This window comes from Psychrobacter cibarius (assembly GCA_030686115.1).
GTDB classification, from domain to species: domain Bacteria; phylum Pseudomonadota; class Gammaproteobacteria; order Pseudomonadales; family Moraxellaceae; genus Psychrobacter; species Psychrobacter cibarius_C.
Genome location: CP131612.1, coordinates 963,092 through 979,302 on the forward strand (window position 1 = coordinate 963,092; position 16,211 = coordinate 979,302).

The 16,211-nt window shown below is 43.6% G+C and carries 9 protein-coding genes; 3 read left to right on the forward strand and 6 right to left on the reverse strand.

The genetic code is table 11. The features are described from left to right. The first annotated feature begins 49 nt into the window (after positions 1–49). Complete coding sequence (locus Q6344_04110; protein ID WLG14527.1) at positions 50–1,174, forward strand: endonuclease/exonuclease/phosphatase family protein; 1,125 nt, start codon at positions 50–52, stop codon at positions 1,172–1,174. A gap of 495 nt (positions 1,175–1,669) precedes the next feature. On the opposite strand, the gene Q6344_04115 is transcribed toward Q6344_04110, so the two are convergent. Both Q6344_04115 and lptD read right to left on the reverse strand, forming a co-directional pair. Continuing rightward, entirely contained in the window at positions 1,670–3,073 is a 1,404-nt protein-coding gene (locus Q6344_04115) for a peptidylprolyl isomerase (protein ID WLG14528.1), read from the reverse strand. 150 nt (positions 3,074–3,223) lie between these two features. Next, entirely contained in the window at positions 3,224–6,373 is a 3,150-nt protein-coding gene (lptD, locus tag Q6344_04120) for an LPS assembly protein LptD (GenBank protein ID WLG14529.1), read from the reverse strand. Between the two features lie 417 nt (positions 6,374–6,790). Between lptD and Q6344_04125 the strand changes: the two genes are divergently transcribed. After that, positions 6,791–7,873, forward strand: coding sequence for a phosphotransferase (locus Q6344_04125; protein WLG14530.1), 1,083 nt, complete (start codon positions 6,791–6,793; stop codon positions 7,871–7,873). A 133-nt stretch (positions 7,874–8,006) separates the two neighbouring features. Further along, on the forward strand, positions 8,007–8,750 hold the full coding sequence (locus tag Q6344_04130) for a nucleotidyltransferase family protein (GenBank protein WLG14531.1): 744 nt from the start codon (positions 8,007–8,009) through the stop codon (positions 8,748–8,750). Positions 8,751–9,119: 369 nt separating this feature from the next. On the opposite strand, the gene cydB is transcribed toward Q6344_04130, so the two are convergent. From cydB to Q6344_04150, 4 genes are all read right to left on the reverse strand, one after another. Next, positions 9,120–10,136 carry a cytochrome d ubiquinol oxidase subunit II gene (gene cydB / locus Q6344_04135; GenBank protein ID WLG14532.1) on the reverse strand — a complete coding sequence of 339 codons (1,017 nt, stop codon included), beginning with the start codon at positions 10,134–10,136 and terminating at the stop codon, positions 9,120–9,122. Further along, positions 10,136–11,617, reverse strand: a complete 1,482-nt coding sequence (locus Q6344_04140) for a cytochrome ubiquinol oxidase subunit I (GenBank protein ID WLG15143.1) — start codon at positions 11,615–11,617, stop codon at positions 10,136–10,138. Before Q6344_04140 ends, cydB begins: the two co-directional genes overlap by 1 nt. A 521-nt stretch (positions 11,618–12,138) precedes the next feature. Then, positions 12,139–14,607, reverse strand: a complete 2,469-nt coding sequence (locus Q6344_04145; protein WLG14533.1) for an alpha/beta hydrolase — start codon at positions 14,605–14,607, stop codon at positions 12,139–12,141. 320 nt (positions 14,608–14,927) lie between these two features. Beyond that, positions 14,928–16,088 (reverse strand): hypothetical protein, encoded by a 1,161-nt coding sequence (locus tag Q6344_04150; protein ID WLG14534.1) that lies wholly within the window; start codon positions 16,086–16,088, stop codon positions 14,928–14,930. Positions 16,089–16,211: the final 123 nt, after the last annotated feature.

A 16,211-nucleotide genomic window follows, 5' to 3' on the forward strand; every position in this document is an offset into this window, starting at 1 on the left:
GTTAAAACCATGGCGATATTCATCATTTAATAGACGGCTAATACATACTATGGATCTCTCACTATTATATTACAGCATACAGTGGCTAGCAGGGTTCATCGCATTTGTGACGATTTGGGGCTGGATACCACTGGATAATTGGTGGGTGCGCGGTGTTGAATTTCCGCGTATTCAGATCATGGTGTTGGGTGTCATCGCTTGGATTGGTATGCTGATTTTTTGGTCAGAGTGGCAGCTGGGACAGTGGCTGTTATTTACCGTCTTAAGCATTACGTTAGCCTTTCAGCTTAGGATGGTATTGCCTTATACCAAGCTATGGAAAAAAGAAGTTCAAAAGGCAAAAGACAAGCCAGAAGGGCAGGCGCATCAACTAAAAATAATGGTATCAAATGTATTAACGCCCAATGATGACACCCAAAAATTGGTGGATTTGGTGAAGCAAAGACAGCCTGATATTTTAATTACGCTAGAGAGTGATGAAAAATGGGAAAAAGCGCTGCATCAAATCGAGGCTGATTATCCTTACACCGTAAAAGTGCCACTAGACAATCTGTATGGGATGCATCTTTATTCTAAGCTTGAGTTGATTGATCCTGAAGTTAAGTACTTGATGATTGATGACATACCTTCTATTCATGCCCAACTGCGCCTGCAAAGTGGTCGCGTGATTTGGTTGTATTGCTTGCATCCCATGCCGCCGAGTCCGACGGAAGCGGATAAGTCTACTACCCGCGATGCTGAGCTATTGATGGTTGGCAAGCACATCAAAGAAAACAAGCAAACGGCGATATTGGCAGGCGACCTCAATGATGTAGCATGGTCAAAGACCACGCGACGCTTTCAACGTATCTCAGGATTGTTGGATCCGCGTATTGGTCGACATTTTATCAATACGTTTCATGTCAGCTATCCATTTTTACGTTGGGCGCTGGATCATATTTTCCATAGTGCTTGCTTTACGGTGGTAGATATTCGGCGTATGCCGTCGATAGGTTCGGATCACTTTCCTGTTATGACGACTTTACAATACGAACCAGAAGAGGAGAGCAATCAAGCGCAAAATGCCCCTACTGCAGAAGCGGAAGATATAAAAGAGACTGATAATAAAATAGTAGAAGGTAAAAAAGAAGGTGAAAAAGTCTCAAAGGAACATGCAGAAGAGCAGAGAAGTTAGGGTTGATAGCCTGCCATTACTATAGCCATCGTATGATGCAATGTTAAAAGAGGCTGTAAGCATATGCTTACGTTAAATAAGGTCTTTAGCGTCTAGTCGCATTAAACTGATTACCCTACAATACCTGCATCAACACAAGGATACGCATGGATGCAGTGTTGAGACAGTATCAATAAAAGCACAGGTCAGCCCGCTGTCTTATAGGATACTGTTTATGACTTAGGATGAGTCAGCATGGAAGAAATAATAACAACAATATGAAGCGCCATAGCCCCGAACCAATCGCCCTAGGTTCGGGGCTTTTCTTTGTGTGCGTAATGCTTACATTTATTTTATTTGATGTTTTTGTATTTGGATATGCTGCAATATATTTGAGATGACCTTCTGATTATTTTTAGCGCATAAATGAACGTCAATAAAAAAAGGGTACATGCATTAGCATATACCCTTTTTGACAAAGCATTATTAGATTTGACTTATCGATGCCTGTATCAGTTAGCCAAGTACTTGGATGTAAGCACCTGCGCGTAGCTCTTGTAGCCAGTCTTCTTTGGCTTGCGGTGCTAAGCGCTGATAAAGTGCTTGACGTGCCATGTTGCGACGATATTGATCGCTAACATCTTGTTGGCGTTTGCCTTCTATTTTCAAGATATGCCAGCCAAACTGGGTTTTGAAAGGAGCAGAGTAGTCACCAACCGCCGTGTTTTTCATCATGGCTTCGAATGGACCAATCATGTCTTCTTCACTCACCCAATCAAGATCGCCACCGCGGCCAGCGGAACCGGGATCATCTGAATAGGTCGATGCTAAACCAGCAAAATCAGCGCCGCTGCGTAACTGTTCATACAAATCATTAATCTTTTGCTCAGCAAGCGCATCTGTCTGTAGCTCATCAACTTTTACCAATATGTGACGAGTACGCCACTGCGGTATCAGCATAGTGTCGCTGGCTTTTTTGTCAGCAAGTTTGATGATATCGATACCTTCAGGCGTTATTAATGGTGCGCTGACCGCGCCAACCTCAAGTTTGGTAATTTCACTTGATAGCTCTGTAGGTAGAGAAGCGGCTTTATGAAAGCCCATATCGCCACCTTGTAGCGGAATAGGATAGTTGCCTTGGCTAGCAGCGACCGCTTCAGCGACATCAACGTTTGGTGCAAGCAGGCGAGTACGCAGAGCTTCTGCTACCTTTAACGCCTCATTGCGTTGGGCTTCTGATAGTCGGCTGTAGTCATCCATGTAAGGCACTCGTACATGAATCGTTTGATACTCACTCTGGTTTAAGCGCTTGGCTTCAGGCGAGGCTAAAAATGCATCAATATCCTGTTCGCTAATGCGCACGCGGTTACCGATTTGGCGCTGTTGCAAGGCTTGAATGGCTGCGTCTTCGATTAATTGCGCACGTAGCGCCGCATAGCTACCAGGTTTTGCTGCGTCCAAACGCTGTTGCAAAGCTGAGATGCTCGTCAGCCCTTCTGCTTGAGCAATTTGACTAAGGCGTTGATTAATAGCCGCTTCATCAGGGTTTAAACCGACGCGCTTGACCATAGATAGTTGTAACTCACGCAATATGAGCGCATTTAACACCTCAGACTGTAGTTGTGCTGAGTTTGCTATTGGTTCACCTGCTGCTTGTGCACGTGCTTGTGCTTGAGTGATAGCATCGATCAAATCACTCTTTAAGATAGCATTTTCATTGACTAAAGCAATAATACCGTCGGTGCTATTGGCTGGCGTCAAACGATTGACGTTATTCTGCGCGGTCACGGCATTTGCTTGAGGCGTTTGTGATTTTGCAGGTTTAACGGTGGCAGCTTGGGCGCTCAATGTAAGCGCAAGGCTGGCACTCATAGATAGCAATACAGCACGGCTGGTTTGACGTAAAGAAAAAAATCTCATGATGCTCCTCATCAATGTCATCGCATCGGATGGTAGTTGGTCAACGCTGTTTAATACTTTTAACAGTCAAATATTAGGCAGCGTTGACCATAATAGGGTTACAAACTGGGTTATGAAATACATAGCAAAAATATTTATACAAGCACGGTCTTAATCTTTCCAAGCAGTCTGGACAGGTTCAAAGCCCAAGATTTTATCAGAGAGTAAGCGAGTCAGGCGGCTGCTACCACTACCCAAACCATTCAATCTAATCTCTGCCATAATAGCTTGCGTTGGTTTGTCTTTGACATTTAAGTCATTATAGTAACGACGACCATAAACTGCAAAACCAAAGCAGCAATCTTCGTAATCAACGCCGACCAACGAATCAAGAACTTTATCACGATTGTAATCGTATTGACCTTGAGCCAAGATTCGCCAGCTGTTATTGATTGGAAAGACAGCCGATGCGGTAAAAGCAGAGAGTGGCAGCTGATCGGTGTTTTCATCACGTTGACGTTTGACAAATCCAACATTAAACAAGCTGTTGTCAGACGGCTGATAACGCAGCTCAGTCGTAATATAATTTAAATCATAATCATTGGTCAGTGCGCCACTAACATCAACCCAAAAGTTGTTGTAAGGCTGCGTGCTGGTATCCCAAACCATCCCTGAAGATGAAGAGGTGAAGACAGGTTGCTGATCATCAAGCGTAACACGTCCATTATCGATATAAAACTGCTCTGCAATGCTACCATCAAAACGTGTCACACCCGTTGCGTCGATGTAACGATAATTGATACCAGGAGTAATTGAATGCAAATCTTGCAAGCGGTCATGCCCTAAGAACCAACTGTCAGAAAACAGCTGTTCATAGTTAATAGAGGCAATACGCGTATTAAAGTTCGGAATATCGTTTTGGTCTTCATATGGCGAGTAGGTGTATTTCAATCGCGGGCTTAGCAAGCGATAGCCACCCATGGTATCGTCGAATGCGCCAAAAGGCGAGCCTGCTTGATAGAAATTCAGACCTGCATCAATACTGGCTTGCGGTACAAATACCGACTGGCTACCGTCTTTATCACTCAACTGGTTGTCGGCTAAGCTATCCTCATCATAAGAGGTATAGAGATGTTGTAAGCTCAGTTTGGGCTTGATATAACCCCAAGATTTTTCCATTGGATAAACGGCGCTGAGTTTATTATAAATTCGCCCGCCACTTTTTTCATTCTCAGAGCCATCGTCGATGGATTTTTTGAAATAAGCGGAATCGTGTACACCAGTGATATCGAAGCTCTTCGCCCAAGGCAGTCGATAATCGAGCTTGAGCTGCGGCAATCTTGAATAAGGTTTATCTTTGTCTTCTAAGGGTTTACCATTACTGGTAAAAGCGTCTAGAGTTTGAAAGGTTTCTACCTTCAATTCACCATCAACATAGTCATTATAATAATTGACACGCGCACGGCGTGGTAAGTTTATGGTGCTGTCTGATAGACCCAGTGTGTCAAAATCATTGAGGTAGTCTGAATCTGACACATAGCTGTATTTTGCATCACCGCTTAAGCGTGGAATGCTCTTAGATGACCAATAATGATCATAAAAGAAGCTAGAGCGGTCTTCGTCATTGTACTCTTTGTCATTAGGCAAATATGAACCATTAAAAATACCTTCGCCGTAACTTTCGGTCAGATAGCGAAACTCGCCTGACACCATAGGATTACGATCGGTATAAATATGGGTATTGAGCGTGGCATCATAATTGGGTGCCAAATTGAAATAGTAGGGTATATCAACCTCAAGACCGCTTTCACTACTGATACTGGCATTCGGCAATAAAAAACCACTGGTGCGACGATTATCAATCGGAAAGTTGAAGTAAGGCAAATAGAACACAGGCACATCAGCGATACGGAAAGTAGTATTATAGGCTTCGCCGCGACCTGTATCGGTATCCAAATCAATGCTTTTGGCATCAAACTGCCATTTACGATTGGTTGGTGGACAGGTACTAAACATGACATCATCTAGCTCATATTGACTGTCATTCGGTCTGTTCAAGCGCTTGGCATAACCATGAGCTTGCAGTTCTACACTAGCAAAAGCCACATCATTGGCTGTCGACTGTCCAGTTTCAGTATTATAATTTAAGCTATCGGCGACCCCAATAAGCCCGCCTTTTGATGCTTTTTCAGTGAAATTGGCTTGGGAATTATTCGATGAGCGGTTTGGCGCATTGCTATCTAGTGCGTTGTTGCGTGATACTTGCTGACCTGTCGCTTGGTCAGTAAACATGACTTTACCTTGAGCGGCGGCTACGCCATTGCTCAAATCTAACAAGACTTTTTCTGCTTCTATCTGCTGGGTACCCTGATTGATGATGACATTGCCCGACAGCTCTGCATAGTCGACATTGTCGTAATAACCATAATCTGATTCTGAAAACAGCGGCGCTTGATTATTCGGGAGACCATTTAAGTTTGGCGCAGGCTGTCCATTGGTTGCTCCCGCCTCATTGACCGCGCGTTGATAGTTGGGGTTGCTCTTTGGATAAACCCATTGACCTTCGCAGCGTTGGGCGCTATCTACGGCATTCGGTAATAACTGTAAGTTTTTACCCACTTTTGGAATGGTTTGCGGGGTAGGTGTTAGCTCGTTTTGAATGATATCTTGGTTAGCATTATCACTATTGTTTAACGTTGAGGCATCTGTATCAGGTGTCAGCTCATAAAACTCTGCTAAACGCAGCAGACTATCTTGAATACTTTCATCACTCACATCAACTTTACCAGTCTTCTGTGCGGCTTTAGGTGCAGTGGTTTCAGTAAGCTGAGCAGTGCTATTGTTTTGAGTGGTCGAAATCGTATCTGCTGCTGGTACAAAACCTTGATCATCACTCTCATTAATGGCGGTAATTTCTAGAGGGCGGTTGTCTAAGGGACTTTCATTAATAGCATTCTCATTAGAGATGCTGTCGTTGAAGGTGTTTTCACTAAAGGTGCTTTCATTAAAAGTATTGTCAAAACTACTGTCTGACGCATTGTTATCAGTAGCAGCCTTTTGAGACGCATTACGCTGAAAGTCAGTCTTTTGATTATTGCTATTTTGATAGCGGATATCATTATAGTCGCTGTCTTTTTGGACGCTACTGCGATTGGCATCAGGTGTAACATCAGAGATATAGTGGGTGCTACTGTCAGTGATTAGCGACTCAGTTTGCTGTGTGTCAGCATTGCTGGGCGCAGCACTAACGGTTAGGCTGGACAAGCCTAAGGCACCAAATAAGATCAAACGGATGCTTTGGTAAAGCGGAGAATATAACAAGGGCACACCTATGATTGCAGAGCCTATTGAATTGCGATACTGAATTTAGTAACCATATTATTAATCATGTATGGCGGTTAATAAACGACTAAAAAATCACTGATTGATAATGCTATCTTAAGAATTTGGCTGTTTTACATATAATGACGACTAATCATAGTCAAAAAAAACCAAATCAGCTACACTATTTACCAAAATTTATAATATAGCCAAGCTGTTTTTTGAATGGTTGCTGAGGTTATGCTCAGCGCTAGATGTCGAATGATATTCCAATACGCCTGCTATCGCAGTTTTTTTGGCTCAAGACGTTGCTATTTTAACAAGGTTTTGCCTGACTTATCACTACTTTAATTGTTTATGACTTATATTTAACCTGCGATGCCCATTATGACTGATAAAATACTTTTAGAGCCTAATATGATCGATACCAAACTCAATAGCCGTCTACAACAATTAGAGAGCTGGTTGCAGCAAGTATTTGCTGGTCAAACGTTCCAACTCGATAGTCTACCCGGTGACGCAAGTGCTCGCCAATACCATAGAATCCAGCTGTCAGACAGTAATGGCACGACAGTCGCACATTATATTGTTATGGATTCAGCGGACGAACAAGACGCCATGCGCCAGTTTATCAATGTGACTAAGCTGATGGCACCGGCGATCAATGTGCCGACGCTCATCGCACAAGACGTGACGAAAGGATTTTTGGTGTTACAGGATTTTGGTGCGATAGAGTTCGCCCATCTGCTAGTTGATGCGACGCCTGCGCAGATAGATGAGCATTATCAGTTGGCAATGCAGACGTTGGTCGCGCTACAGACCGTGCCAGTTGAAACAGCCAAGTCGCAACATCAATTGCCAGATTATGATACCGAGCTATTAGATCGTGAGATGGATTTATTCAGCGATTGGTTTATACCTTATATCGGTGTCGAGCTTGATAAAGCATTATGGAAGACTTTAAAAGAAGCCTTAATAAAAGAGATTTTGCAGCAACCACAAGTCATCGTCCATCGTGATTATCACAGTCGCAATTTGATGCAAGACCAAGCGGATAGCTCGCGTTTAGGCGTGATTGACTTTCAAGACGCCGTCATCGGCTCTTATACTTATGATTTAGTGTCATTGCTGCGAGATGCTTATGTAGAATGGCCAGAGAGCCAAGTCTCTGCATGGCTTAATGATTTTTGGCAGTTGCAAAAGCAGGCAGGCTTGACTACGGTAGATAGCATAAAGCAGCTCGAAAACGATATGAATGTCATGGGCGTGCAGCGACATTTAAAAGTGTTGGGGATTTTTATTCGCTTGTCTGAGCGAGATGGCAAAGACCGCTATTTGGCGGATATACCTAAGGTGATGCGTGATTTAATGTTCGAGTTAGAATGGTTAGAGGCGCACGGTAGACCGCATATGCAACGAGCAGTAGCGCCGTTTAATGAGAGTCTCAGGGATAATATACTGCCAGCTTATCAGAGTAAGTTTGTACAGCAATATATTTAGAACGAACCACTTGCGAGCTTTATTTGACGCGAATGCTCATCTGATAAGTAATGCTCATTTGATAAGTTACGTTAAAACATTAGCAAATTTTAATCTGAATGTATAATCCCATAAAATAAAAAAAGGAGCGCACATGTCTGAGATTGACCGAGCAATGATTACCCAAGCAATGATTTTGGCTGCTGGTAAGGGCACGCGTCTGCGTCCGTTAACACTGGATACGCCCAAACCTCTGGTAGAGGTGGGTGGGCAACCGCTTATCGTCTGGCACATTAAAGCGCTACAAGCGGCTGGTATCACTGATATCACCATTAATGCGTCATGGCTGGCTGATAAGCTGATGGATACACTGGGTGATGGCAGTCAATACGGTGTTAAATTACATTGGTCAGTAGAGAATGATGAGCCTCTAGAGACCGCAGGTGGTATTTTTCGAGCGTTACAAACTGGCAAGCTGCGCGATGAGCCATTTATCTTAGTGAACTCAGATGTATGGACGACCTATGATTTTGCGCAGTTGCGAGATTATAAGCTTGGCGCTGATCAGCGCGCACATCTGTTATTGATTGACAATCCAGAGCATAATAACGGCGGTGATTTTGCCATCAATAATGGTTTAGCCAGCGAGCAGCCGATTGGTGATGCAGACAAATACACCTTTGCTGGCATTAGTGTGATGTCACCACGATTGGTCGATGGGTTGGTATCAGGTCAGCCAGCGGCGTTGGCACCATTGCTCAAGCAAGCGATGATAAAGTTCCAAATCACGGCTGAAATCATTTCTGATAATTGGATAGATGTGGGCACGCCTGAACGCTTGGCGCAGGTAAACGAATTTATCAAAAGTAACGGTGTTGATCACCATCAAGGCGCTTAGATTATGGCGTTTAGACTATGGTGTTTATAATAAGGCACTTAGATTAAGATGCCTAATTATTACTAATCTTACATAAGTAGTCGTATAAAAAAGCAGCGTCGATGAATCGGCGCTGCTTTTTTATGTGATATAGCCATGGCTAAGTGGGCTGCAAATGACTGCTAGATACCCATAGCCAACTTGATTAATTGAGCAATCGTAAAAATAACTGCAAACCCTGCTATATATAGCCCAATGAACCATGCCCATTGTGACTGTTTCTTACTGAGCTTCTTCATGCTCGCCTCCTACTACGTGTTAATGCGCTTTAAAAAGTGTAGCCACTGCTAATATTTGCAGTAGCCACATTTTTATATCCTTTGTTTACCCTTAGTACATATGCTCATGTCCAGTTTTACCCTTAAAGGTGTAATAGGCAAAAGCGGTATAACTCAGGATAATCGGTAGCATTATGACGGCGCCAACTAACATAAAGGATAGTGAGGTGTCAGCAGCGGCTGCCTCATAAATCGTCATCTGATACGGTACGATGTATGGGAACATGGCGAAACAAACCCCGATATAGCCCATCAAAAACAGTGCCACAGTCAACAAGAAAGGACGATATTCGCGCTCGCCACTTAAGTCTTTACGCATCAAGAAAAATAATAGTAAAACTATAATTGGCATAGGCGCTAGATATAATAGACCTGGAAAGCCAAACCAGCCTTCAAGAGCATTAATGTCTGAAAAATACATAAACGCTGTGACGACGATCATTGCCACTACCAAAGCAGACAGCATCCAGCCAGACACTTTGCGTGCCCAGACTTGTAGGGTATGCTCAGTTTTGATAATGAGCCATGTAGAGCCAAGTAAGGCATAACCAATAATCATGGCAAAGCCGCAGACAATCGAGAAAGGCGTTAACCAATCAAATGGCCCACCAGTATAGAGACGGTTGCTTGCCTCAAGACCTTGTACAAGCGCCCCAAGCATAATACCTTGAGAGAATGTAGCAACGACTGAACCAACAAAAAAGAAAGTGTCCCATACGTGACGACGTGACGATGCTTTGAAGCGAAATTCAAATGCCACACCGCGCATTATTAGACCGAATAGCATAAAAGTAACAGGCAGATAAAGCCCCGTCATAATAATGCCATAAGCCACTGGGAAAGCAGCGAACAAGCCGCCACCGCCCAATACTAGCCAAGTCTCGTTACCATCCCAAAATGGGGCAATAGAGTTCATAATGCGGCTACGGTTTTTATCTGAGCCAGCAAAGGGAAACAAGATGCCGCAGCCCAAATCAAAGCCATCAAGCAATACATAGATAAAGACGGATAGAGCAATCAGTCCGCCCCAAATTAAAGGTAAGTCTAATACATCACCGTAGTTAAACATTAGCGTAACCCTCCATCATCGACGTCGTTTGCAGGAGTATCTATATCTTCTTCAGTGCTCTTAGCAGGATTGCTATCGCCACTGAGCGCACGACCTTGGCTTTCGGTCACTGAGTGCTCATAGAAGTTATCATCGGCAGGATCTTCGTACGGTTTTGGCCCTTGAGCGATCAAGCGTAGAATATAAAAACTGCCTGCACCGAAGACAAATATATAGAGAACAATAAAACCAATCAACGTGGTTGCTACTTGCTGTGCTGCGAGCGGTGACATACTTTCTGCGGTTCGTATCACACCATATACAGTCCATGGTTGACGTCCTGTCTCGGTCACAAACCAGCCCGCCAGTAATGCGATAAAGCCAAGTGGCGTCATCATCATCCAAGCACGGTGGAACCAGACACTTTCGGGGCTATATTGTTGTTTTTTAAAGTATTTATAGAGACTAAATAAGCCGACCAGCACCATTAACATGCCAATACCAACCATGATGCGAAATGCCCAGAATACAATCATCACCGGTGGTTGGTCTTCAGGCGCCCAGTTTTTTAGACCTTTTACTTCGCCATCTAACGAATGGGTAAGAATCAAACCTGAAACATAGGGAATGCTTATTTCATATTTATTGGTTTGGTTTTCTTGGTCAGGAATAGCAAATAGGCGTAACGCTGCACCGCGCTCATCCTCCCAAATACCTTCCATCGCTGCGACTTTGGCTGGCTGATGCTCTAAGGTATTTAGACCGTGTTCATCACCAATCAATACTTGAGCGGGTGCGACAAATATCGCCATAATCATGGCCATACCTAGCATGACACGACCATGTTGACGGTGTTCGGTGTGTTTTTTGGACTGAATATAATAAGCACCAACCCCGCCAATGACAAAGGCAGTCGTCAAGAATGCCGCTGTCATCATATGAGCATAACGGTAAGGGAATGACGGGTTGAAGATAATCTCCAGCCAATTGGTTGGATAGAGTAGACCGTCGGCACCCATCATAAAGCCTTGCGGCGTTTGCATAAAGCTATTGGCTGCCAAAATCCAAAAGCCTGAAATCAGCGTACCGATGGCGACAATAGCGGTTGAGGCAAAGTGCATACGTTTGCTGACACGTCCCCAACCAAATAACATGATACCTAAAAAGGACGCTTCTAAGAAAAATGCGGTCAATACTTCGTAGGCGAGTAGTGGGCCCAACACGTTACCGGCTTTGTCAGAAAAGACCGCCCAGTTAGTACCGAACTGGTAGGACATTACTACACCAGATACCACGCCTAAGCCGAAAACAACGGCAAATATCTTGACCCAATGCTTGTAGACTTCAGCATAGATAGGCTCGCCTGTTTTGAGCCAACGGAATTCAAGCACCGTTAACCAGCTGGCAAGTCCGATAGAAAACGCGGGAAAAACAATATGAAACGAGATAACAAAAGCGAATTGGATACGCGCGAGCATCAGCGCATCGAGCTGGTCAATCATAAACGTAGCGAACATAAACGGTTACCCTTATCTGTTAGCTGAATAGCGCTGGCTTCCATAAAACGCTCAAGTAACTGCCCGCAGTCGTCTATAGATTAAGGTAAAAAATAGTACGGGCAATGGCTCAGTGTTGATTAGCGAGCAATCTTAGGGATAGAGTGCGGCTAAGCTAACGACTGTTTAGCTGAATTAAGTAATTTATATCCCTATAAATTAATACATTACTGTCAGGTGCTGTCAATATATTATGCGCTTCCCTCGACACACACGCAAGCTGCGCAATAGATTGGTCGCATACCTGATAGTCATTAAAAACTGCTGAGATAAACCCAGATATATCAGACTAATCGCTTGGGAAAACAAGGTGTTATCAAGTTCACCTTAATAACAGTAATGTTTTATTTGTGTCCTAGTATGGGCACAAATATCCAACAGAGTACAAAGTTGCAAAGCCATCTGTTCTACTCTTAATTTTAAAGTGCAAAGACCAGTGCAGTGCTATATGACACAAGCAATCATTATTACTGCAATTGTTTATGTAAAATCTGGCGTAATGTCAAAATAGTTTGCGGGTTAGTTTGAATGCTATGACCACCGCTGATAATCGTCTCAGAAGCCGCGCCATCGAGATGAGCACTGGTATAAGGAACAATACCATCTGATAAACGTTCAGTTAGTGCCTGGCTGATATCTTCATTGACAGTGACGGCTGCAACCAGTGGTTGGGCAGAGAGCTTTGAGCTATCAGAAGGGCTACTTGTACCGACTGTTTCATTTTCAATGTCTTCTACTGCTTGCGATAAATCAACCTTTGCACCGGCTGGCTGCATTTGCGCCAATCCTTTGGTAATATCGGCATCGTTATTGGCAATGATAGAATGATAGGTAACACGATCATTGATGGTGATGTCTTTCGTCAGCTGTATAAAAGAGGATTTGTCGCTCAGCTGACTTGCGCCATTTTGTAAATATAACGCACCCAAAGGATTTTGTGCCAAATCACCTTGCGTGGCAATAGTTGCTAAATTGTCCGTGACAGTTTTTACCAAACCGACTGGCAAATAGACAATACGGCGCAGTGCCCGAGTGAACCAGCGATCTGCATAGTCAGTTCCGCGAAAAGGCGCTGATAAAAAGACAGCCGTATCTACTTGTGGTAAGGCTTTTAGCTCAAAGCGTTCTTTTAGCTGATCTTCGCCAAATGATGCTTTAAGTGCGTCACGAATCTTACGTTTTTCACTGTCAGACAGCACATTTTGATCGTCTAGTCTATCTAGGTCATCGACCAAGTTTTCATCAGATAGCATCATGCGAGCGATAATGGCACCCATACTATGACTGATAATCACGCTGTTTTTGCTGGCGCGATTTTGTCCTTTAGGATCAGTTTGCTCGTAGGTGCTGTTGATTAACTGTTGTATTTGATAACGGTTTTCTAAAATGGGTAAATTGGTTGGATAGAATATCTGCCACACTTGATAGTTATCACGCAACTTATCGTCGTTGAGAATATCGTTGGTTAAATTGACCCAAGTGGCAGGGCTAGAAGCCAAACCATGCAGCATAATCAGGACGCGCTTATTGGGATCATAAGGTTCAAGCATGAATAATTTGGGCAGTCTGGCCTCTGGCTGGCGAGTGATTAAATTGAGATAACCGACGCCATCTAGCTGGTTCTCTGACAGCCACAAGCCATAACCTGCAGAAAAGTTAGCCGCCAGTGGATAGTCACTATTAAGGATGTTAACGCTTTCGCTTTGGTATGGGTTGTATAAATGAATATCGAGCTTGCGACTGCTTAGTACATCCAGTACGCTATCGCCGCTTGGTTCAATCAATCCTGTTAATAGCAAATGTCCAGTAGGGTAGATACGCGACCTTGGCTTGCTCTCATCTGTGTCTCCATCTTTTTCATTGGCCAATCGACCTGACAATGATGATACTAATAATTGGCGAATCGTGGTGGTATAACGGTCATCTAGTGAGGCCACCAAGCTGATACCTAAGCCTGGACGTTTGCTGATTGAGTTAAGCCCAGAGAGGCGTAATTCGTAAGTAGAAACCAAGTCTGCTAGTGCAGAGGTCTGCTTATGTGCATTTTGCAAATAGTTATTTTCATTAGGCAAATAAACACCAAGATCATAATCATCAATTTGTATTTTCATGACGTTGACTTGATCAGTCGGTTTGCCCTTGAGCGGTGAGTAATTGGCAATCGCGGCTTGGTTACTGTCATTAAGATTGCTAGCGGATGTGGGTAAATAATCTACTTTGGTGCCGCCCATCAACTTATTTGAGCCGTTGGTTGATCTATACAGCTGGGTTATCACATCATTACTGGCGGCATTATAGATGTCTTGGGTCTGAATATCGGTGTCATTCGGAATACGGTTCTGTGCCTGAGAGGGACTTTTATCTTGATCTGCGCCCTCAAAGTCATGGGTCAAACTGTCATAAAATAAATAGGTATAACTGGATTTGATAGCATCGAATAGCCGCTCTTGATAACCTGTTAGACAGCGATTGGTGTTTTCTTGCTGGACTTTAGCTTCTGTATCCTCTAAAGGTGCGTTGGCATAATAAGGATCAAGTGGCGGGCGAGCCAGCGCATTGCGGCAGTCCTGAGAGGCAGAAAGCTGTCGCGCTTTTGCGTAGTGTAACTCTGCAAAAACTGCCAAAGTAGGACGGTAGTGTTTATTCAAAATACTGTCAGTAAGCTGAGTGAGGCATAAATCAAACTGCTGCATACAGGCTTGCTCATTGAGCCCTGCCGATAAGAGCGCTGATGCCGTATCACTGCTTAATTTTTTGGTAGTGATAATATTACCGCGCTGTGCAGTAATCGTCTTCGCTGACGCTTGCTTATTCACTGATACCGTACTGCACGCAGGTAGTAATACTACCGCGGCTATCAAGGCGACTGATGTGATCGAAAATGGGGTTTTCTTAGCATGCGTCACCATATTTTTGATAGGGCTAGCGAAAGTCATAGGTGAGTCCAGTTAGTCGTAAAAGCATGATTGAGTCAGTAATTTATAAGAAGAAGTGTAGCGTAACTTTTCGCATTAAACTATTTTATTTAAATTTCAAAAATACGGTTTAAACTTCGATAATTGAATTGAACACGCATTTAAATAAGGTAGACAGCAAGTTGGGTTCAATGGAGTTTTGCTAGACATAAAAAAGCCCCTGACTCTATATTGAAGTAATTTCGATATAAAGTCAGGGGCTTAGTCGAGTCAATCTAGCTTATGGAGCAATCATGGTATTTGGTAAATTCACTTAATAACATTTAAACACCTAATCAATGTTAAGCACTAGGCTTAACATTGATGTCAGGCGCAGGTATATCCCAAATGTAGAATTTACCCTCTTCAATAAGTTTGATTTGCTGACGAATGATGTCATTGTTAAGATTTTTCTGTTCAAGACGACGTAAGCGCTCTAGTGCGTTATCGCGGCGGTCACTTAATAAGTCTGACTGTGCCAAGCTTTGCTCTGCTTCGGTATAGCCAAGAGACACTGCGCGGTCTAGGTATTTTTGACCTTCTTTGAAGCCACCGCCTTCTGACAACATCATGCCGTATAAGAAGTTGGCTTCGCCGCTATCAGGTTGCAGTTTAATGGCACGGTCAACATATTTTCCACCACGTATCGTATAGTCTGATCCCAAATCTAAGTTACGTCCCATGCCATTGAGTTTAGCAGCACGAATCAATACATCATAAGAGGCATTTGGTGATTCAGCATAAGGCTGTATCCATTCAGCCAATACTTTGATTTTTTCACGCGTATAATGGCGCTGTGAGCGATTAGGGAAGTTTGGTGGGTAATGACGGGCATTTGGTGAGACGTCTTCGATGAAGTCATCAAGCAAGCTCACGTCTAGCTGATCGTTGTTATTACCGTTTTGCTGAGGAATCAACACAGTCGGTACAAAGCTTACGTCTGACAATTGCACTTGCGGCGTTGGTATATTGGCAAGCTGACCACTACGCAGGTCGACACCAGTAGCGGTCAAAGGACCAGGCTCATAAACTCGAGTGGTGCCAGTGAACTCAGGTATTTTTGGTGCTGGTACAACATCTTGTGGTTGCAATGTACTCATTGGCGCACGATACGGCTGAGCATTATTTGGTAAAGGAGCACTTTGTGGAACGCTACTGCTTTGAAGGTCAGTTGGTTGAGTATTGGCTGTCACCGCCGCAGTCGGTAAAGTACCCTCTTGTGCTGTACTAGCCGCAGTCGGTCGAGCAAGGCGAATCACACGTTTGCTAGAATCCATAGCGCTAGGCACCGATGTGGCAGTAGTATCGGTCTTTGCAGCATCTGTTGTTGCATTGGTTTCTGCCGCATTGACAGGCGCTGATAATAGCATGGCACAAGCTGTGGCCAGTGCTGTCAGAGTTGCCAGTTTAGGCGACTTGCTAGACGAACGGGCAGAGAGAGTCGATTGGTTGATGGCTTTCATAAAAATCGTTACCTTAATTTATTTAGTTGTTATTTAGCAATTGAATGGTTATTAGCTCATGTCTTTGCGGCAAAATCATACAAATTTTTAATACCCTAACAAATTCAACTGAGCGCTATCAGT

Excerpts from the sequence above, each read along its gene's own strand:
- Q6344_04110 (WLG14527.1), top strand. The coding sequence starts at position 50 with ATGGATCTCTCACTATTATATTACAGCATACAGTGGCTAGCAGGGTTC.
- Q6344_04115 (WLG14528.1), bottom strand. The coding sequence starts at position 3,073 with ATGAGATTTTTTTCTTTACGTCAAACCAGCCGTGCTGTATTGCTATCT.
- Q6344_04125 (WLG14530.1), top strand. The coding sequence starts at position 6,791 with ATGATCGATACCAAACTCAATAGCCGTCTACAACAATTAGAGAGCTGG.
- Q6344_04130 (WLG14531.1), top strand. The coding sequence starts at position 8,007 with ATGTCTGAGATTGACCGAGCAATGATTACCCAAGCAATGATTTTGGCT.
- cydB (WLG14532.1), bottom strand. The coding sequence starts at position 10,136 with ATGTTTAACTACGGTGATGTATTAGACTTACCTTTAATTTGGGGCGGA.
- Q6344_04140 (WLG15143.1), bottom strand. The coding sequence starts at position 11,617 with ATGATTGACCAGCTCGATGCGCTGATGCTCGCGCGTATCCAATTCGCT.
- Q6344_04145 (WLG14533.1), bottom strand. The coding sequence starts at position 14,607 with ATGACTTTCGCTAGCCCTATCAAAAATATGGTGACGCATGCTAAGAAA.
- Q6344_04150 (WLG14534.1), bottom strand. The coding sequence starts at position 16,088 with ATGAAAGCCATCAACCAATCGACTCTCTCTGCCCGTTCGTCTAGCAAG.